Origin of the sequence: Paraburkholderia sediminicola, assembly GCF_902859805.1 — a bacterium.
GTDB classification, from domain to species: Bacteria; Pseudomonadota; Gammaproteobacteria; order Burkholderiales; family Burkholderiaceae; genus Paraburkholderia; species Paraburkholderia sediminicola.
Window position 1 is genome coordinate 788,023 of sequence record NZ_CADIKC010000001.1, and the last position, 18,462, is coordinate 806,484.

Below are 18,462 nucleotides of genomic sequence, written 5' to 3' on the forward strand. Positions count from 1 at the left end.
ACCGCATGAAGCACACATCCATCGCGCTGGCTGCAGCGGCGGCACTGACTCTCGCAGCGTGTGGCGGCAACGATGTCAGCGACCCGGCCACCACAAGCACGAATGCCCTGCCGCAACTGAATGCTGCCACTCCCGGCACACTCGCCGGCAATTGCGCCGCGCTCGCCGCGAAACTTACGTTCGCCAACACCGTCTTCACCTCCGTGTCGGACGTCGCGGCCGGCACGCTCAAGGTGGCCGGCAAACCGATCGCCGAACACTGCCTGATCCAGGGCAGCATGAATCAGCGCGTGAGCAGCGTCGATGGCAAGACGTACGCCATCGGCTTCGAAATGCGTCTGCCGCTGGCATGGAACGGGCGCTTCTTCTATCAGGCCAATGGCGGACTTGACGGGAATGTAGTGACCGCTACCGGTGAAATCGGCGGCGGCGGCCCGACCAACGACGCGCTCAACATGGGCTTCGCTGTCATCAGTTCGGACGCGGGCCACAGCGCGTCGCAAAATCCGCTGTTCGGCCTCGACCCGCAAGCACGCCTCGACTACGGCTACAACGCGGTCGCCACGCTCACGCCAATGGCCAAGCAGGTGATCAAACTCGCCTACGGCAAGGGGCCGGACCGCAGTTACTTCGACGGTTGCTCCAATGGCGGCCGTCATGCCCTGGTCGCGGCGGCACGTTCTTCTGCGCAATACGACGGAATCATTGCCGGCGACCCGGGTTTCCACTTGCCGAAGGCGGCGATCGGCGAAATGTGGAGCGCGCAGCAATTGGCCAAGGTGGCGACCGCTACGACTGCGAACGGCCTGCCCGACATCACGACCGGCTTTACCGCGGCGGAACGTCAGATGGTGGCCTCGAAGATACTGGCCAAATGCGATGCACTCGACGGCGCCACCGACGGCCTCATTCAGGATATCAAGGCATGCCAGGCAAATTTCAGTCTGGCGGCAGACGTACCCACCTGCACAAACAACGTGCGCGACGGAACCTGTCTGACGAGCGCGCAGAAGGACGCGATCGGCAACGTCTTCTCTGGCGCACGCAACAGCGCCGGCACGGCCTTGTATTCGAGCTTTCCATACGACGCCGGCCTCGGCCCGGGCTGGTCGGCATGGAAGCAGGCGAACTCGATCACCCTCGATCCCGCCGCAGCGGCATTCACGTTCACCACGCCGCCGCAGAGCGCATCGGTGTTGACCCAGTTGTCGGCCTATGCGCTGAACTTCAGCATGGATGCCGACGCGCCGAAGATCTTCGCCACGAGCGGCGTGTATAGCGAATCAGCCTGGTCGTTCATGACGCCGCCCGACGAGACCAACCTCAGTGCCTTGAAGCAACGCGGTGCGAAACTGATGGTCTATCACGGCACGAGCGACCCGGTGTTTTCGTCGAACGATACGACCGACTGGTACCAGCGGCTCACGGCAGCCAATGGCGGTGACGCCTCGAACTTCGCCCGTCTCTACACGATCGCCGGCATGAATCACTGCTCCGGCGGTCCGAGCACCGACCAGTTCGACATGCTCACGCCGATGATCGCGTGGGTTGAACAGGGCAAGGCGCCGGACAGCGTGGTCGCCACCGCACGCGATGCGAGCAATGTCGCGCCGAACACGGACGTGCCGGCCAATTGGGGGACGGGACGCACGCGGCCGCTCTGTGCGTATCCGAAAGTCGCCCGTTATCAAGGCGGCGACATTAATGCCGCGAGCAGTTTCGCGTGTAGCTAAGGCGCAACTGGCTCATTGCCGAGTCCTCGTTGCCATGTCATTACCGAGCCAGCATAAAACGCCTCCTCCTCGCGCATGACGGGTACTTTGCATGCGCGAGGGACATGCCCGTCGCATCCCCTGCCGTACCCCCTTCGTTGCATCGATTTGAAAAAAACGCCGCCGCTCTCTCCCCGCGCCGCGTTGTAAGCCTTCGTCTTCCGCTCCTCTTGCGCACGCCATACGCCGGCCTCTCCCCTGCTGCTCACCAAGCGGGAGGCGGCCCCAGCCCGAATCCCCCTCATCGAATGCTAAAACGCATAGCGCCGCCGACGAGCGGGAATGCGAATTGCTGGCGCGGTTAGGTTGAGCGATGCACCTCCGCTTGATTTCATTTGCAAGCTGTCGCTCCTTCGTACCTTGAACGACATATCGACAATGACTATCCACGAATCTCAGACATCTTCCCGCTCCAACATGGAAACAGGTGTCCCCGGTTTCGACGAGATCCTGGGCGGAGGGCTGGTCAGCGGCGGCGTCTATCTGCTGGAAGGCATGGCCGGTGCGGGCAAAACGATTCTGTCGAGCCAGATCGGCTTTCATCGTGTCAGCAAGGGTGAAAAGGTGCTCTACGTGACCCTGATCGCCGAGTCGCACGACAAGCTGCTGGCGCACCTCAAAGCCCTGAGCTTCTTCGACGAAACCGCCGTCGCACAGCAAATGCTGTTCGTGTCCGGCTATCACGAGCTGATGCAGGACGGGCTCGATGGCTTCCTCAAGCTGATTGCGTCGAGCATTTACGACCATCGGCCGAGCCTCATGATCATCGACGGTTTTCGCAGCGCACGCGAATTCAGCGAAACCGAATTGTCGCTGTCTAAGTTCATCCACGAACTGAACGCGCTGGCCGCCGCGATGGATTGCACCACGCTGTTGCTCGCGCCGCTCTCCGGCAACGAACCTCACCCCGAGCACACGCTGGTCGACGGCCTGATCGAACTGAACCGCTACAACGACGGCATGCGCCGTGGGCGCGAAATCGAAGTGCACAAGATGCGGGCGCGCAACCATCTGATGGGCAAGCATTTCTTTCGCATCGCCGAAAGCGGGCTTCTGATGTTCCCGCGTCTGGAATCGCAATGCGCCGCGCAACCAGGCCCAGTCGATCTGAAAACACGGCTCGGTTTCGGTCTCCCGCATCTCGACAATCTGCTCGGCGGCGGTTTCGCTCAAGGTTCTACGACCACGCTGATCGGGCCGTCAGGTGTCGGCAAGACCCTGCTCTGTCTGCAGTTTCTCGCGGCCGGCGTGGCGCGCGGCGAACGCTGCGTGTATCTGGGCTTTTACGAAGGGCCGCAACGGCTGGTCGGCAAAGCCGAGGCCGTCTCGATCGATCTCGCCGACGCGTACGACGACGGGCGCCTGATGATTCAATGGCAGCCCGCCATAGAACTGGCGATCGACGAGCTCGCCTCGGTTGCGCTTGCAACGGTCAAGCAGAGCGGTGCGAAGCGGATCGTGATCGACGGCGTGGAAGGCTTTCGCGATTCCGCATTGCGAACCGAACGCTTCGGCCTTTTCCTGAATGCCCTGCTTCATCAACTGAGGGAAGCCTGCGTCACCACGATACTGACTGAGGAATTGCCGCTTTACGCCGACCCCGGCCACGCGAAGAGCGTGCGGGTCTCCGCGTTGACCGAAAACCTTGTGCTGCTGCGCTACGCCGAAACGGACACGGGTCTGCGACGCATGATTTCGGTGGTCAAGCAGCGCGAAAGCGCGCACGACACGTCGCTGCGCGAGCTCCTCATTTCGCCTCAGGGCCTCGACGTGCTCGAAAGCCCGCTCAGCCCCGCCAACGTGGTTTCAGCGCAAGGCCTGTCAGCCACGCTGACGCCGCGACGAAAAACGTAGCCGCCCATGAAAACCATTCTGGTCGTGGACGACGAATTCGACATCCTCACGGTCTGGCGACTGTTGCTGGAGCGGCATGGCTATGCCGTACTGACGGCCTCCAACGGCGCGGCCGCGCTTGAACAGATCAGCAAGACCCGGCCCGACATCATCGTGTCGGACTGCATGATGCCGGTCATGTCGGGGCTGCAACTGTGCGCCGCGCTGTACAACGACCCCAATCTGCGCGCGATTCCAATCATTCTGTGCAGCGCGGCCGCGGATATTCCCGCACAACCGAATCCCACCATCGCATACGCGCGCAAGCCGCTTTCATTCGACGCCCTTCTTGCGATGCTGCAGCGCATGGGGGTTTGACGGCTAGGTAAAACCCCGAATTCCTGGCAGACGCCACACGGACTAATCTCGGCACACCCATTAAATAGAACGTCGTTCTGTTAGACAGAACGACGTCGTAAGAGCGTCCAAGGAGGATTCCATGGCAAGCCTGCCGATCGACACACCCGGCGCGTCGCCCGATTCAAGCGCCGGTGCGCAGGGACTCACGACCGGCATCAACGCGCGCATCGACCGTCTGCCGGCGACGCGCACGGTATGGATGCTGGTGTTCCTGCTGTCGATCGGCGGCTGGTTCGAGTTCTACGATCTGTTTTTTACGGCCTATGTCGGCCCGGGCCTCGTCAAAAGCGGGCTCTACGCAACGACCACCGCGTCGTTCTTCGGCGTGTCCGGGCTGGGCGCATTTGTAGCGGCGTCGTTCGCGGGACTCTTCATCGGCACGTTCTTTTTCGCGGGCATGGCGGATCGCTATGGCCGCAGAACCGTGTTTACTGTTTCGCTCCTGTGGTATTCCGCGGCCACACTGATCATGGCGCTGCAAACCACTGCGCCGGCTATCAACCTGTGGCGCCTGATCGCGGGCATCGGCGTGGGCGTCGAACTGGTGACGATCGACACTTACGTCAGTGAACTCGTGCCGAAACATCTGCGCGGCCGCGCGTTTGCTTTCGTGCATCTGGTGCAGTACACCGCTGTGCCGTCGGTCGCCCTGCTTGCATGGTGGCTGGTGCCACAAGCGCCATACGGCGTCGACGGCTGGCGCTGGGTGGTGATCATCGGCGCGCTCGGCGCGGTGGTGGTGTGGGCCATTCGGCGGCGTGTGCCGGAAAGCCCGCGCTGGCTCGCACAGCAAGGCCGCGCCGCCGAAGCGGAACAGGTCCTGCAGGCGATCGAAGCGAAGGTCGCGAAGCAATACGGCAAGCCCTTGCCCGCCCCTGTCCCGACAGTCGAGCCGGCCACCACCAAGGCGGCCTTCCGCGAAATCTGGCAGCCGCCGTATCGCAAACGTGCGATCACGATGCTCGTGTTCAATCTGTTCCAGGCGATCGGCTTCTATGGTTTCGCGTCATGGGTGCCGACCTTGCTGGTTTCGAAAGGCATCACGATCACGCACAGCCTGATGTACTCGTTCGTGATTGCGGCCTCGAATCCGTTCGGACCGCTGATCGGCATGGCGATCGCGGACCGCATCGAACGTAAGACCTTGATCGTGTTGTCCGCACTTGGCATCGCCGTGTTCGGCAGTCTGTTCGCGACGCAAACCTCGCCCGCCATGCTGATGACGCTCGGTGTGCTGATCACCCTTAGCGGTACGCTGCTCTCGGTCGGTTATCACGCGTACCAGACCGAACTGTTCCCCACGCGCTTGCGTGCACGCGCGGTTGGCTTCGTCTACTCGATGTCACGTTTATCCGCGATGTTTTCCGGCTTCATGATCGCCTTCGCGCTGCGCCACTTCCAGGTGCCTGGCGTGTTCGCGTTGATTACCGTGTCGATGGTGATGGTGATGGGCGCGATCGGCATCTTCGGGCCGCGCACCAACAATCGCAATCTCGACGAAATTTCGCATTGAACGCATTGAGCACACTGAACAAGAGGCTTCAAAGATGACACTGCCGTTGGCTGGAGTGCGGGTACTGGATTTATCGAACGTGTTGGCGGGGCCGTTTTGCGCATATCAACTCGCGCTGCTCGGCGCCGACGTGATCAAGGTCGAACATCCCGAAGGCGGTGATCTTGCGCGGCGTTTAGGCGCCGACAAGGAAGCGTCCATGCGCAACATGGGCGCCTCGTTCGTCGCCGTGAATGCGGGCAAGCAGTCCATCACGCTCAATCTGAAAGACCCGCGCGGCAAGGCCATTTTGCGGGAGCTCGTCAAAACCGCGGACGTGCTGGTCGAAAACTTCCGGCCGGGTGTGATGACGCGGCTCGGCCTCGATTTCGATGCCCTGCGTGAAGTGAATCCCAGGCTCGTGTATTGCGCGATCTCCGGCTTCGGCATGGACGGCGAGTTTTCGAAACGCCCCGCCTACGATCAGATCATTCAGGGCATCTCGGGCGTGATGAGCGTGACCGGCGATGCCGACAGCGCGCCGTTGCGCGTCGGCTATCCCGTATCGGATACCGTAGGCGGTCTTACGGCGGCGTTCGGCATCTGCGCCGCGCTGGTCGATGCCCGCGCGAGCGGGCACGGCCGCATGCTCGATGTCTCGATGCTGGAAGCCACGCTGGCAACGATGGGCTGGGTCGTCTCGAACTATCTGAACGCCGGTGTCACACCCGAGCCGATGGGCAACGAGAACTTCACCGCCGCGCCTTCGGGCACCTTCAAAACCGGCGATGGCCCCCTGAATATTGCCGCGAACGAGAACAAACAGTTCGCGAGCCTCTGTCATCTGATCGGCCGCGCGGACCTGCTCGACGACGTGCGCTTCTCCGAGCGCAACGCACGCAAAGCGAATCGCGCGGCATTGAAAGCCGAAATCGAAGCGGCGCTGGCAAGCGATAGCGCGACGAACTGGGAAGCCAAATTCTTCGAAGCAGGCGTGCCGGCCGGACGCGTGATGTCGGTGCCGGAGATTCTTGCGCACCCGCATCTGGAATCGCGCGAGTTCATCCGCGAATTTGCCGGCGACGGCGCCACTGAGCGGCAACGCGTCACCCGTGCAGGTTTTAGGCTATCCGACGCCGACACAGCGCCTACCGCACCCGCACCGGTGCTATCCGCTCACACGCGTGAGCATCTCGCCTCGCTCGGTTACGACGACGCGCAAATCGACCACCTACGCTCCGAAGGAGTGATCTGAAAATGACGCAAGCATTCGACGCTGCCAAGCTCGCCGCCGAGTACTGGAGCACCTCGATCATCGACATCCATCCCGGCTCGATCAAGGTGCGCGGTTTCCCGATTCAGGAGTTGATCGGCAACGTCAGCTTTCCGCAGATGATCTGGCTGATGCTACGCGGCGAATTGCCCGACGCCGCGCAAGCGCGTTTGTTCGAAGCGGCGTTGGTGGCCTCGGTCGATCATGGCCCGCATGCACCGTCGATTGCCATTTCGCGGATGGCGACCAGTTGCGGTTTGCCGTTGAACGGCGCAATGGCCTCGGCGATCAATGCGCTGGATGATGTGCATGGCGGCGCCGGTCAGCAGGCGGTCGAACTATACGATTCCATCGCCGGACGCATGCAAGCAGGCGCCACGTTGGAAGAGGCGGTCGAGCAAGGTGTCGATGCTTTTACTCTCGAACATGGCAAGTATTTGCCTGGCTTCGGGCACCGCTTTCATCCAGTCGATCCGCGCGCAATCCGGCTTCTTTCGCTCGTGGACGAAAGCGTCGAACAGCAAAGTATCAGCGGACAATACGCCGCTATCGCGCGCGGCATTGAGGCCTTGCTCAAGCAGCGCAAGAACAGACCCGTACCGATGAATATCGACGGCGCCACCGCCGTGATCTACGCGGAGCTCGGCTTTGCGCCGGAGTTGGCACGCGGGGTGTTCTGCCTGTCACGCGCGGTCGGCATTCTGTCGCATGCCTGGGAACAACGCGGACGCAACGAGCGCAACAAAGGCCCGATGCCGCGCCAGATGAGCTACACCTACACGGGCAAGCCCGAGCGTCACCTGTCCTGAACTTCGGCCGCGCGCCGCTGCGCATTGCGCATTGCGCGCGAGTCGCCGCCTAACGCATCCGTTGCGCGTGCGGCGCAATCGAACAGCGCGCCGAGATTGCTCTCGAGGAACGCCTGATCGATGCGCGAACTCGGGCCTGCGAGCGTCAGCACGCCACGCAAACTCTGGCGCACACCGAATACCGGCATCGACACCCCCGCCGTCTCGCGATCGCGCTCGCCGATCGACACGCAGTAGAAGTCCTCGCGAATTTTCTCGTACGGCTCGCCCGGCTTGCCGCCGAACGCCAGCAACGCGAGACCGCCCGAGCCGCTTTCCAGCGGCAGCACGTCGCCTTCGCGCACGTGAAATCGCACCGCATGCGTCGAATCCACACGATGCAGGCACACACGCACCGCCTCGTCGCGCACATAGAAGGACACGCTTTCGCCGCTCGTTTCCGCGAGTTCGCGCATCAGTGGCACGAGAATGTCGCCGACGTTCAGGCTGCGCTGATACAGCGCGCCGAGCATGAAGGTGGCAGCGCCGAGTTGATAGCGGCCGTCGTCCAGACGCAGCAGCAGGCGGTGCTGGATCAGCGAGCCCGCGAGCCGCAACAGCGTGCTCTTGTAGAGCCCCGTGCGCGCCGCAAGTTCGGCGAGCGTGAGCGCGACGTCGTCCGGCCTGAAGGCGAACAGAATCGCGCAAGCACGATCGATGACGGCAACGCCTTCGCTTTCCTTTGAGTTTGATTTGTCCGCAGGCGTTGGCATGAGTTGGCGTAAATGACGTTACTTCATATCGAAGTGGAAATTTTACGCCATGACGCGGGGCTGTCATACCAGACAGTGGTTCTTCGGGGCCGAAACAGCCAGAAATCGGCGGCTTGACGGCGAAAACCCGCGGGACGTGGCGCAACTGGGGCAAAGCGCGCGCTGTGAGTGCACGTTGAGACGATCGCGCCATTTGTTGAGCCGCCCCAGCATTCAGCGTTTTGCCGCCGGCCTCTACAGTACCTTATCGAACGCGCAACGCCGGAGCACCGGAGCGCGTCGCAACGTTTCGGAGGATCAGAGATGAACAGCAATCGTGGCGCGATTCCAGTTTCTTTCTTCGGGATTGCGGTGGGCGCGCTGGCGTTCGCCAATTTGTGGCGTGTGGCTATCGGGGTGTGGCATCTGCCCACCATCGCTGGAGACGTGTTGAGCGTTGCAGCGCTTGCGGTGTGGCTCGTTGTTCTGCTCGCATACGGCCATAAATGGCTGACGCACGCAGCGGAGGCTCGCGCGGAAATGCAGCATCCAGTGCAATCGTCGTTTGCGGCGCTAGTGCCGGTTTCGAGTTTGCTTGCCGCGCAGCTTTTGCAGACCTATGCGCATTCCGTTGCGCTTGCACTGTTCGGCGTGGCCGTGGTCGCTCAATTGATACTCGGCGTGTACCTGCATGGACGGCTCTGGCAGGGTGGCCGCAAGCCTGAATTGATCACGGCGGCCATTTATCTGCCGACCGTCGCGTCGAGTTTTGTCGCGGGGACGGCTGCAGCTGCATTCGGTTTTCATCAACTGGGCGGGCTGTTCTTCGGCGCCGGCGTGCTGTCCTGGCTCGCGATCGAATCGATGATTCTGCACCGCGCCGCCGTGCATGAAGCGCTGCCCGAAGCATTGCGTCCGATCCTCGGCATTCAGCTCGCGCCGCCGGTGGTGGGTGGTGTGACGTATCTGAGCTTAAGCAGCGGTACGCCTGATCTGATCGCACTGATGCTGCTCGGCTATGGGCTCTACCAGGCGTTGATGCTGTTGCGTCTGCTGCCGTGGATTCGTCAGCAAGCATTTGTGCCGGGATATTGGGCATTCAGCTTCGGTGTAGCCGCATTGCCGACGATGGCGATTCGCATGGTTGAACGAGGCGCAACCGGTCCGCTCGAATGGATCGCCCCAGTTTTGTTCATCGCGGCAAATGTGGTGATTGGAATTCTGGTGGTAAAGACACTTGGATTGCTGGTGCAAGGGAGGTTGATTCCGGCTGCAGGTGCCGCTCAGCCTGTGGCACAAATTGCAACCGGCTCACGTGTTGCGCGGGCCTAGCCTGGGAATGAATGCGCCCAAGTCCACAGATAGCCGACCGTCTGTTGCTGGTCAGGTATTTGCCGTGGGGCTTGGGCGAAACAACTTGTACGCGAAGGCGCCTAGCTTGCCAATTGCGCAAGTCTCATGTCAACGCAACGCCATCACAATCACCACAGCACCAACAATCGCCACTGCGTCTTCAATCAACGCGGCCGGCAAGTCGCGGCCGAATGTGCGCGCCAACGCGCCTCGCACTTTCGCGCCACCCAAGGTGCCAATCACTGCGCCCACCACCCCGGCAATCAAACCACCCGCCAAGCCGCCATGTGCGGCCCCAATCGCCGCGCCACTCAACCCACCCAGGACGATGCGCGCACCGAATTGCATCGGCACGGTACGGCTAGGCGTTTTCGGCAATTGATCGGTAATCAGTTCGACGATCGCCAGCACCGTGAAGATGTACGGTGTGACGGTGAAACCAAGAAATGCCAGTGGCGTGTCCTGTAGCGGCAGCCATCCAAGATGCGCCGCCCAACTGACAGCCGCAGGCGCAGTCATCGCGCGAAGGCCGGCCACCACGCCGATTAGCAATGCCAGGATATAGACAGACATAGGGGCCCCCTTTGGTGTGGCCCTAGTGTCGCACGATTCGACTTTCAATCGTAAGCGAAAGACGTAGTCCTGCCGCTCCCATAGTTGGCTCGTTGTTCCCGCGGCCGGTCCGCCTTTTTTCAGCGGTCAGCGCGTTTGCACCACGAGCCGGTTCATGCGCTGAACGTACTCACACCATCAAACCGACGCCGCCACCAACGCCCCAACATTGGCAATCGCCGCATTGCTGCGCGCCGCATCACCGCTCGTCCCGGTGAGGTAAACCGTCACGAGAATCGGCCCGCGTCCTGGCGGCCACAGAATCGCGATGTCGTTTGCCGTGCCGTGATCGCCGGTGCCGGTTTTATCGCCGACGCCCCAATCCTTCGGCAGCTTCGCGCGAATCCGTTCGCCGCCGGTCTGATTGGCGGCAAGCCAGGCCAGCAGCTGTGCACGCGACGATGAAGACAAACGTTCGCCCAACAGCAGCTCACGCAGATTGCCGAGCATGGCATTGGGCGTGGTGGTGTCGCGCGGATCGCCCGGCGTCGCTTCGTTCAACGTCGGCTCATTGCGGTCCAGACGCGTGATGCCATCGCCGATACTGCGCGCGAACGCGGTCAAAGCTGCGGGGCCGCCAAAGCTCGCCAGCAGCAGATTCGCCGCGGTGTTGTCGCTGAGCGTAATGGCCGCCTTGCACACGTCGGCGACGCTCATCCCCGCATCGCCGGTGCGCTCGCGGGTGTGCTGGCTGGTGGCGGGCGAGTACGGCACAAGATCGCTTCTGGAAAACACGATGCGCCGCTCCAGGTCCTCCTCTCCGCGATCCACGCGCGTCAGCACGAAACCCGCCGCCAGCAGTTTGAACGTGCTGCACATCGGAAACCGCTCGTCCGTCCGCAAACCGGCGTGCAATCCGGATGTCGTGTCGACGATCGAAACGCCCAGCCGCTCACCGCTTTCCGCTTCGATCTGCGCGAGCCGTTGACGAATGGCGTCCGCCTTGGCCACGCTGCCGCCCTGCTTGGGGGCGGCCGCCTTCACCGCTTTCCCGAACGCGCCGCCACTGCCAACCGCAATCCCAGCTATCGAAACGCCGAGCATCGCGCCCGCGAATTTCCGTCTTGTGATCATCGCCGCTCCTTATGTGAAGCCGCAACTATCGGTTTTTCGGCGCTTGCTGGCAAACGATGATAAGTTAGTCGATCCCCTAGAAAATCTTATGCCTCTGCCATGAGACCGTATCTTCCGTTGAATGCGCTGCGCGCCTTCGAATCGTCCGCGCGGCATCTGAGCTTCACGCGCGCCGCGCTCGAATTGAACGTCACCCAGGCGGCCGTGAGCCAGCAGGTGAGAACGCTGGAAGAGCGGCTGGGCACCGCGCTCTTCAAACGTCTCCCCCGCGGGCTGGCCATGACCGACGAAGGTCTCGCGCTGCGCCCGGTCCTGACGGATGCGTTCGATCGCATTGAAGCGGTGCTTAAACAGTTCGACGGCGGTCACTTCCACGAGGTGTTGACGGTCGGCGTGGTGGGCACTTTCGCGGTGGGCTGGCTGATGTCGCGGCTCAAGTCGTTTCGCGACGCGCATCCGTTTGTCGAGTTGCGGCTGCTCACGAACAACAATCTGGTCGATCTCGCCACCGAGGGTCTCGACTTCGCGATTCGTTTCGGCGACGGTACCTGGCCAGGCTCGCTCGCCACCCGGCTGCTCGACGCACCGCTCGCCATTCTGTGTGCGCCCGAGATCGCCGAGCGTCTGTCCGAGCCAACGGATCTCGCCAACGAAACCTTGCTTCGTTCCTATCGCGTCGACGACTGGATGAGCTGGTTCACGGCCGCCGGCATCCCGCCGCGGCCAATTCGCGGCCCGGTGTTCGATTCATCGCGGCTCATGGTGGAAGCGGCCATGCAGGGTGCGGGTATCGCGCTGGCGCCGGCGCTGATGTTCGATCACGAGATCAACACGGGCCGGCTGGTGCGGCCGTTCGAAGTGGAAGTTCACGCCGGCAGCTACTGGCTGACGTGGTTGAAGGGCAAACCGATGACATCGGCGATGCTGCTGTTCAGTCAGTGGATCGTCAAGGAAGCGGCCTCGCACACACAAAGCTAGCAAGCTGCCGGGCGTCGATGGCCGTTCATCGCGGGCCGCTCGGCTTGCGGCGGGAACACGTTCCACGAGCCGTCGTCATGGCGGAAGAAGAAGATCGACAGCAAACCACCCGGCCGCAGGGCTTCGACGCAAACGTAGCGCTGATGCTGCGACGCACGGTGGCAAAACCGCACGACACGCGCGGGCATCGAGGGGGTCGGTGCGAGCCATTTATCGACGGCCCAGTGCAAGGTTTTTTCTGCGGCAACCATGATGCTCTCCTCGATCCTTGAAACCTTGAATCCCTGAATCCCTGAATTGCTCAACTCGTTCCTGCTCATTGCTGCCCGCTCAGGCGAGTTGGGCGGCAACCTGACCGTTCTTCGCGGTGCGTTCGACAAACGCCTTCACCAGACACACCAGCGTGAGCACGCCGGCACGGGGATGCGTCAGGCAGCAATGCACCTGTTCGCTGCGGCTTTCGCCAAGCAGGCACCACGCGCAGAAGTGCTCGCAGTTATTCGTCAGCAGGCGGTAATGGTTTTCGCCGAGGCGGGAGCGCGCACGGCGGACAGCTTCATCGCCGACATAGCGGGCGCTCGGGGTCGAGCGGATCTTTAATGGATGACCGGCGGCGAAGCGGGTTAATTCCACTTCTTCCACCGGACCGCGATGCGCCGAACTCGCAAAACCCGCGTAATGAACCACGCGGCCATTGCCGACATAAATGCCGTGATGTTCGTAGCCGCGCCGTTGCGTAACGAGATGCGCGCCGATCGGCAGATCGATGGTCGACGTTTCATTGCAGCGCTCGTCCTGGTCTTCGCTGCTCGTCGGGAGATGGTTCGTGTTCATGGCCGGTCTCGCTTCAATATCCAACACTGTTGCGAGATCTTTCGCATCATCCGGGCCATGTGGCGAAAAGCCTTTATTTAAAGGGCTGGCGGGAATTGGGCGGCATTTTGAGCGCAGCATGTGTGCGTCTTGAGCCGACACAAATCAATCCGATCTGTTGGCAGACGTCGATCATCTGGCGTGTTGGTTGAGCCTCAGCGAGTGGGTTCGCCGGGGTCCGGGGGGCTGGTGAATGTGTTGGGTCCTGCACCGGTCTGAGCACCCGGATGTTGGCTGCATCCCGACCTCTTCGGCGCGACACGAACAAGCGTTACCTGCGCAACCGCGCGGAATCGCCCACCAATCAACGCGTTACGAGAAAGCGCCCGCTCGAGCCGCAAATTGGCATGCCACTTGCACCATCCCGTTCAATTCCTTTTCAACCGCGCGCCCGACGCACGCGGCCAACCGGAGAACGATATGGCTTCCATCACAGTAAACGACCTCTCGCTGAACCTCGCGCTCGACCGTAAAGCGATGGCGGCAATCCGTGGCGGCGGCGGTGCGCCTTGGGTGTACGGCTGGATTCAGCCCTATGTGCGGGAAACGCCGAGCATCGGTCCGGTTGTGAACCTGTACGACATCTCGAACAACTTCTATGCTAACCAGATGATCAACACGTTCCAGTCGGTCGATGTACGCAACACCGGCGCGAACTCGAACATCAGCGTCTCCCCGGACGCACGCAGTAGAAACGATACGGTGCAGCCCTTGTGACCTGTCCGAGCCAATTTCGATGGACGTCGTCCGCGCGGTCCGACGCCGGACGCGTCCGTGAAATCAACGAAGATGCCTGCCTCGCCCAGCCCGAACCCGGACGCTGGGCCGTCGCCGATGGCATGGGCGGGCACGCGGTCGGCGATCTGGCGAGCCGGCTGGTGATCGATGCGCTGAGCCGCCTCGCGCCGCCGCTCGCCATGAAAACCTGTATCGCCGACGCGCGAGCACGGCTGCAAAAAGCCAACCGCCAACTAAGGGACGAAGCCGCTCGCCGCCAGGTGCAACGGATCGGCAGCACCGTCATCGTGCTGCTCGCGTGCGACCGCTTCTGCGGTTACCTATGGGCCGGCGACAGTCGTCTCTATCTGTATCGCGAAGGGCAATTGCGGCAACTCACTCGCGATCACAGTCAAGTGGAAGAACTCAAGTCGCTCGGCGTGATTACCGACGAAGAAGCGCGGCATCATCCGGCGCAGCACATGATCACGCGCGCAGTGGGCGCCACGGACGTGCTCGAACTCGACGACGATGCGATCGAAGTCGCGGACGGCGACGTCTTTCTGCTGTGCAGCGACGGATTGAGCAACGAAATCAGCGACGAGGAAATACTGGGCGTGCTGACCACGGTGACGTGCGAGCGTGCATCTGATGAACTGGTCGACCTGGCCATTGCGCGCGGCGGACGCGACAACGTCACCGCCGTGGTGGTGCACGCTGAAGATCCGTATGCGTCCGATAAAACCTTGCTGAACCCGGCGCCTTAAAAACACAGGTTTGATTGCCACCGCGTCCGCTGAATGGCCTGGTCGAATTGCAGATTCTTGGCTCTATCGACCAGGCCGCCCGCCAGGTATCGTGAGCGTCGTTCCTTATGGAGACGCGCATGCAAACCTCGCTTCGCTTCGTTCACCTCGACACGCCCGATTCGCTGCTCTCCGCATTCGACGTCATGCGTCAGTTGCGCCCGCATCTGACGGACGCGCACTCGTTCGCTGCGCAGGTGGCCAGGCAGCGTGCTGAAGGCTATCGCCTGCTCGCTGCGTCCGACGCGGGCGGCGTGGTCGGCCTCGCCGGTTATCGCACGCTGACTAATCTGCTGTATGGCCGCTTCGTCTATGTCGACGATCTGGTGGTAGACGGCAGACAGCAGCGTGGCGGCATCGGCGCGCAACTGCTCGACGCGGTGCGGCAGATTGCGCGCGAAACCGGCTGCGCGCACTTCATACTCGACACCGGCCTGCACATGCCGCTTGCGCAACGCTTCTATTTCCGCAATGGGCTGCTGGCTCGAGGCATGCACTTCGTCGAACCCCTCGCTCCTCTTTGCCATCCCGCGACGTTCACGTCATGAAGATTTTATTGATCAACGCCAGCCCGCACGGCGAGGCGAGCCACGGTTATCGTTTTGCCGGCGAGATCATCGGCGTGCTGCGCGAGTACACCGCACCCAACGCACCCGACGCACCCGCCGCATCGGCTATCAAAGTGATCGAACGCGATCTGGCAGCCACGCCGCTGCCGCCGGTTGCCCGCGACTATGCGCGCGCCGTCACATCGCGCACGCCGGACAAGACGCAGTTCGATGTCTCCGAACAACTGATCGATGAAATCGAAACGACGGATGCGCTCATCATCAACACGCCGATGCACAACTTCACGGTCCCGGCAGCGCTCAAACTGTGGATCGATTACACGCTGCGCATTCATCGGACGTTTGCCTCGACGCCGGAAGGCAAGGTTGGACTGATGCGCGACCGGCCGACTCTCGTGATCGTCGGTTCAGGCGGCGTCCATAGCGGCGAACGCGCGCGGCAGCCGGATTTCCTGACACCGTATCTGCGCTATGCACTCGGATCGATTGGCATCCACAGCGTGCAGTTTCTTCTCCTGCAAGGGCTTGTGATGGGCGAAGCGGCCGTAGCCGAGGCGCTCGATGCGGCACGTGCACAACTTACCGGCGACGCGGTGTTCGCTTCGCTCGCCGCGCAGGCGGCCCGCGGCGCGAGCATGGCAGCAGTGATGGCCGCGCGAACCGCATAAAGCGCGTCAACCGTCCAGGCACGCGCGCAACGTTCGCGCGAGACGGCCTGCCTCACGCGCATCGGCGACGTTCGCGAAGCCCATCACGAGGCCGCGCGGTGTACGCCGCGCGCGGCCATTCGCGTACCAGATCGAAAGCGGCAGCACGCCCAGCCCCGCTTCGCGGGCGCGCGCGGCGACGGCGACGTCGTCGACCGGACCATCGGGGCCTTCGGCGAACTGCACCGCGAACTGAATTCCACCCGGCGGCAAATTGACAATCAACCGTTCGCCAAACGCCTGCTCCAGCGCGTTCACGATCAGCACGCGCCGCTCACCGTACAACGCACGCATCCGCTTCAGATGCCGCGCAAAATGCCCCTGCCCGATGAAATCCGCCACGGCCGCCTGCAATAGAGTCGGCGATCCGGCGTTCATGCTGTGCACCACTCGCCCGACGCGCTCCACAGCCCGCTCCGGCATCACCGCATACGCGAGCCGTAACCCGGGAAACATCACCTTGCTGAACGTACCGGAATAGATCACGCGATCGCGCCGATCAAGGCTCTTTAAAGCTGGCAATGGCCGGCCCAGATAGCGGAACTCGCTGTCGTAGTCGTCCTCGATGATCCAGCGCGACGCTTTCTCTGCCGAGTCCAGCAGCGCCATGCGCCGTGCGAGCGACAGCGTCTGCCCGAGCGGACTCTGATGCGACGGCGTGACCACGGCGAAGCGCGCTTCTGCATCCAGCACTGTGCCGCGCTCGACGTCGATTCCTTCACTATCCACCGGCACCGGCACGAGCTGCACGCCGGTTTCGGCCAGATAGCCTCGCGCGAGCAGATAGCCGGGATCCTCGAACCACATGCGATCGTTCGGGCGCGCGAGACTGCGCAATACAAGTTCGAGCGTCGCACGATAGCCGCCGGTCACGAACACCTGTTCCGGCGTGCAGGTCACACCGCGCGACAACCCGAGATACGTGGCGATATGTTCGCGCAGCGGCCGGTAACCGGCCGGATCCGGGTACGCGAGTATCGCGCGGTCGCCGCTGCGCGCGCGACGCGATACGAGCCGGTTCCATAGCTTGCCCGGAAATGCGTCGAGCGCGGGGAGCCCCGGTTGCAACGGCCGCGGCGCGCCGCTCATGGCGACGGCGATGGCCTGCTGGCGCGGCGCTGCCTGACCACTGCGCGACTCGCCCGGCGTCTGCGGCCTGCCCGCTGCTTCAGTGCCCTGCCTGGCGCGCGCGTCCTGAACGCCTTGCGCACGCGACGAGCGCATCACCGATGCCGGCAGCGACGACGATACGAACGTGCCCGCTGCACCGCGCATCTGCAGATAGCCCTCGTCGACGAGGATCGTGTAGGCGAGCTCGACCGTGCCACGCGCCGTGCTCAGTTGCGTAGCAAGGCCGCGTAGCGCAGGCACGCGATCTCCGGGACGTAAATGCCCCGCGGCGATCGCGGTCCTGAAGCGTTCGCAGATCTGCAGATAAATCGGCAACTGTTGCTGCCGGTCGATTTCGATGGTTAATGCGGGCGTTGCTACGGTCATGACGGTCTCGCGGGCAAGGGGAGCGGCAACTGACATGGACTAGTCAAATCGACAATTCTTGTCACTTTTCGATAGAGCATGATTCTTCCACAATGGCCTCACGCAATGCGACGGCGGCAAACACTTTTACGCAATACAACACCCGCCCGGCGCCCCACGCGTCCATTTACTCTCATCTGGAGAATCTGCCATGAAAATCGTCGTAATCGGTGGTTCCGGCCTGATCGGATCGCGTCTTGTCACGCTGCTCAGAGAGGCGGGGCATGAGGCGCTTGCGGCGTCGCCGCGCACCGGCGTCAACGCCGTGACAGGCGAAGGTCTGAGCGACGCACTCGCGGGCGCGGACGTCGTCGTGGATGTGACGAACGCGCCATCATGGGAGCCGCAGGCGGTGCTCGATTTTTTCCGCACCTCGGCGCGTAACCTCGGCAAAGCCGAAGTGGCTGCGGGCGTGCGCCATCATGTTGCGCTATCGATCGTCGGCTGTGATCGCACGCCGGAGAACGCTTATTTCGTTGCCAAAGTTGCGCAGGAAGAGGTGATCGAAGCGGCGGGCGTGCCGTACACGATCGTGCGCGCGACTCAGTTCATGGAGTTCATCGGCGGGATCGCGGATTACAGCACGGTCGACGGCGCGGTGCGCATCAGCGACGGCCTGTTTCAGCCGATCGCCGCCGACGACGTCGCGGCGAGCCTCGCGCAGATCGCACTCGCAGCACCATTGAATGGCACGGTCGATATCGCCGGACCCGACCGTGCGCCCTTCGCGGAGATCGTTACCCGCTATCTGAAATCGGTAGGCGACGCACGCCCGGTGGTGACGGATCGCGATGCGCCGTACTACGGCGGCCGTGTCGAGGAACAATCACTCGTGCCGCTGGGCGATGCGCGGATCGGCCGCATCGGTCTCGATGCGTGGCTGGCGCAGGCTAAAAAGGGGTGATCG

19 protein-coding genes are annotated in these 18,462 nt (G+C 62.6%); 13 read left to right on the top strand and 6 right to left on the bottom strand.

What is annotated here, in order from left to right:
• Window positions 1–5 precede the first annotated feature (5 nt).
• From R8871_RS03460 to R8871_RS03485, 6 genes are all read left to right on the top strand, one after another.
• Window positions 6–1,733, top strand: coding sequence for a tannase/feruloyl esterase family alpha/beta hydrolase (locus R8871_RS03460; RefSeq protein ID WP_175049050.1), 1,728 nt, complete (start codon window positions 6–8; stop codon window positions 1,731–1,733).
• 417 nt (window positions 1,734–2,150) lie between these two features.
• Complete coding sequence (locus tag R8871_RS03465) at window positions 2,151–3,626, top strand: ATPase domain-containing protein (RefSeq protein WP_175049051.1); 1,476 nt, start codon at window positions 2,151–2,153, stop codon at window positions 3,624–3,626.
• A 6-nt stretch (window positions 3,627–3,632) separates the two neighbouring features.
• Window positions 3,633–3,983 carry a response regulator gene (locus R8871_RS03470; protein WP_175049052.1) on the top strand — a complete coding sequence of 117 codons (351 nt, stop codon included), beginning with the start codon at window positions 3,633–3,635 and terminating at the stop codon, window positions 3,981–3,983.
• Window positions 3,984–4,104: 121 nt separating this feature from the next.
• The gene (locus R8871_RS03475; protein ID WP_175049053.1) at window positions 4,105–5,538 is read left to right on the top strand and encodes an MFS transporter; all 1,434 of its coding nucleotides are present in this window, start codon (window positions 4,105–4,107) and stop codon (window positions 5,536–5,538) included.
• Between the two features lie 34 nt (window positions 5,539–5,572).
• Window positions 5,573–6,772 carry a CaiB/BaiF CoA transferase family protein gene (locus R8871_RS03480; protein ID WP_175049054.1) on the top strand — a complete coding sequence of 400 codons (1,200 nt, stop codon included), beginning with the start codon at window positions 5,573–5,575 and terminating at the stop codon, window positions 6,770–6,772.
• A gap of 2 nt (window positions 6,773–6,774) precedes the next feature.
• Window positions 6,775–7,599 carry a citryl-CoA lyase gene (locus tag R8871_RS03485; RefSeq protein WP_175049055.1) on the top strand — a complete coding sequence of 275 codons (825 nt, stop codon included), beginning with the start codon at window positions 6,775–6,777 and terminating at the stop codon, window positions 7,597–7,599.
• On the opposite strand, the gene R8871_RS03490 is transcribed toward R8871_RS03485, so the two are convergent.
• Window positions 7,587–8,351 (bottom strand): IclR family transcriptional regulator, encoded by a 765-nt coding sequence (locus R8871_RS03490; RefSeq protein WP_175049056.1) that lies wholly within the window; start codon window positions 8,349–8,351, stop codon window positions 7,587–7,589. The two genes, R8871_RS03485 and R8871_RS03490, sit on opposite strands and share 13 nt — an antisense overlap.
• A gap of 303 nt (window positions 8,352–8,654) precedes the next feature.
• Between R8871_RS03490 and tehA the strand changes: the two genes are divergently transcribed.
• On the top strand, window positions 8,655–9,662 hold the full coding sequence (gene tehA / locus R8871_RS03495) for a dicarboxylate transporter/tellurite-resistance protein TehA (RefSeq protein WP_175049057.1): 1,008 nt from the start codon (window positions 8,655–8,657) through the stop codon (window positions 9,660–9,662).
• 129 nt (window positions 9,663–9,791) lie between these two features.
• Here the strand turns inward: tehA and R8871_RS03500 are convergent, their stop codons facing one another.
• Together R8871_RS03500 and bla are read right to left on the bottom strand one after the other, a co-directional pair.
• Window positions 9,792–10,256, bottom strand: coding sequence for a DUF4126 family protein (locus R8871_RS03500; RefSeq protein WP_175049058.1), 465 nt, complete (start codon window positions 10,254–10,256; stop codon window positions 9,792–9,794).
• 177 nt (window positions 10,257–10,433) lie between these two features.
• Window positions 10,434–11,369 (bottom strand): class A beta-lactamase, encoded by a 936-nt coding sequence (bla, locus tag R8871_RS03505; protein WP_175049059.1) that lies wholly within the window; start codon window positions 11,367–11,369, stop codon window positions 10,434–10,436.
• A 99-nt stretch (window positions 11,370–11,468) separates the two neighbouring features.
• Here bla and R8871_RS03510 point away from each other — a divergent pair, with 99 nt between their 5' ends.
• Window positions 11,469–12,347, top strand: a complete 879-nt coding sequence (locus R8871_RS03510) for a LysR family transcriptional regulator (RefSeq protein WP_175049060.1) — start codon at window positions 11,469–11,471, stop codon at window positions 12,345–12,347.
• On the opposite strand, the gene R8871_RS03515 is transcribed toward R8871_RS03510, so the two are convergent.
• Entirely contained in the window at window positions 12,344–12,598 is a 255-nt protein-coding gene (locus tag R8871_RS03515) for a hypothetical protein (RefSeq protein WP_175049061.1), read from the bottom strand. The genes R8871_RS03510 and R8871_RS03515 overlap by 4 nt on opposite strands.
• A 79-nt stretch (window positions 12,599–12,677) precedes the next feature.
• A complete protein-coding gene (locus R8871_RS03520; RefSeq protein ID WP_175049062.1) occupies window positions 12,678–13,181 on the bottom strand; it encodes a lecithin retinol acyltransferase family protein in 504 nt (167 codons plus the stop codon).
• A gap of 459 nt (window positions 13,182–13,640) precedes the next feature.
• Between R8871_RS03520 and R8871_RS03525 the strand changes: the two genes are divergently transcribed.
• From R8871_RS03525 to R8871_RS03540, 4 genes are all read left to right on the top strand, one after another.
• Window positions 13,641–13,937, top strand: coding sequence for a hypothetical protein (locus R8871_RS03525; RefSeq protein ID WP_175049063.1), 297 nt, complete (start codon window positions 13,641–13,643; stop codon window positions 13,935–13,937).
• A complete protein-coding gene (locus tag R8871_RS03530; protein ID WP_175049064.1) occupies window positions 13,934–14,704 on the top strand; it encodes a PP2C family protein-serine/threonine phosphatase in 771 nt (256 codons plus the stop codon). Before R8871_RS03525 ends, R8871_RS03530 begins: the two co-directional genes overlap by 4 nt.
• Window positions 14,705–14,823: 119 nt before the next feature.
• On the top strand, window positions 14,824–15,291 hold the full coding sequence (locus tag R8871_RS03535; protein ID WP_175049065.1) for a GNAT family N-acetyltransferase: 468 nt from the start codon (window positions 14,824–14,826) through the stop codon (window positions 15,289–15,291).
• A complete protein-coding gene (locus R8871_RS03540; RefSeq protein WP_175049066.1) occupies window positions 15,288–15,980 on the top strand; it encodes an FMN-dependent NADH-azoreductase in 693 nt (230 codons plus the stop codon). Before R8871_RS03535 ends, R8871_RS03540 begins: the two co-directional genes overlap by 4 nt.
• A gap of 6 nt (window positions 15,981–15,986) precedes the next feature.
• On the opposite strand, the gene pdxR is transcribed toward R8871_RS03540, so the two are convergent.
• Window positions 15,987–17,516 (bottom strand): MocR-like pyridoxine biosynthesis transcription factor PdxR, encoded by a 1,530-nt coding sequence (pdxR, locus tag R8871_RS03545; protein WP_175049067.1) that lies wholly within the window; start codon window positions 17,514–17,516, stop codon window positions 15,987–15,989.
• Window positions 17,517–17,706: 190 nt separating this feature from the next.
• Here pdxR and R8871_RS03550 point away from each other — a divergent pair, with 190 nt between their 5' ends.
• Entirely contained in the window at window positions 17,707–18,459 is a 753-nt protein-coding gene (locus R8871_RS03550; protein ID WP_175049068.1) for an SDR family oxidoreductase, read from the top strand.
• The last annotated feature ends 3 nt before the right edge of the window (window positions 18,460–18,462 follow it).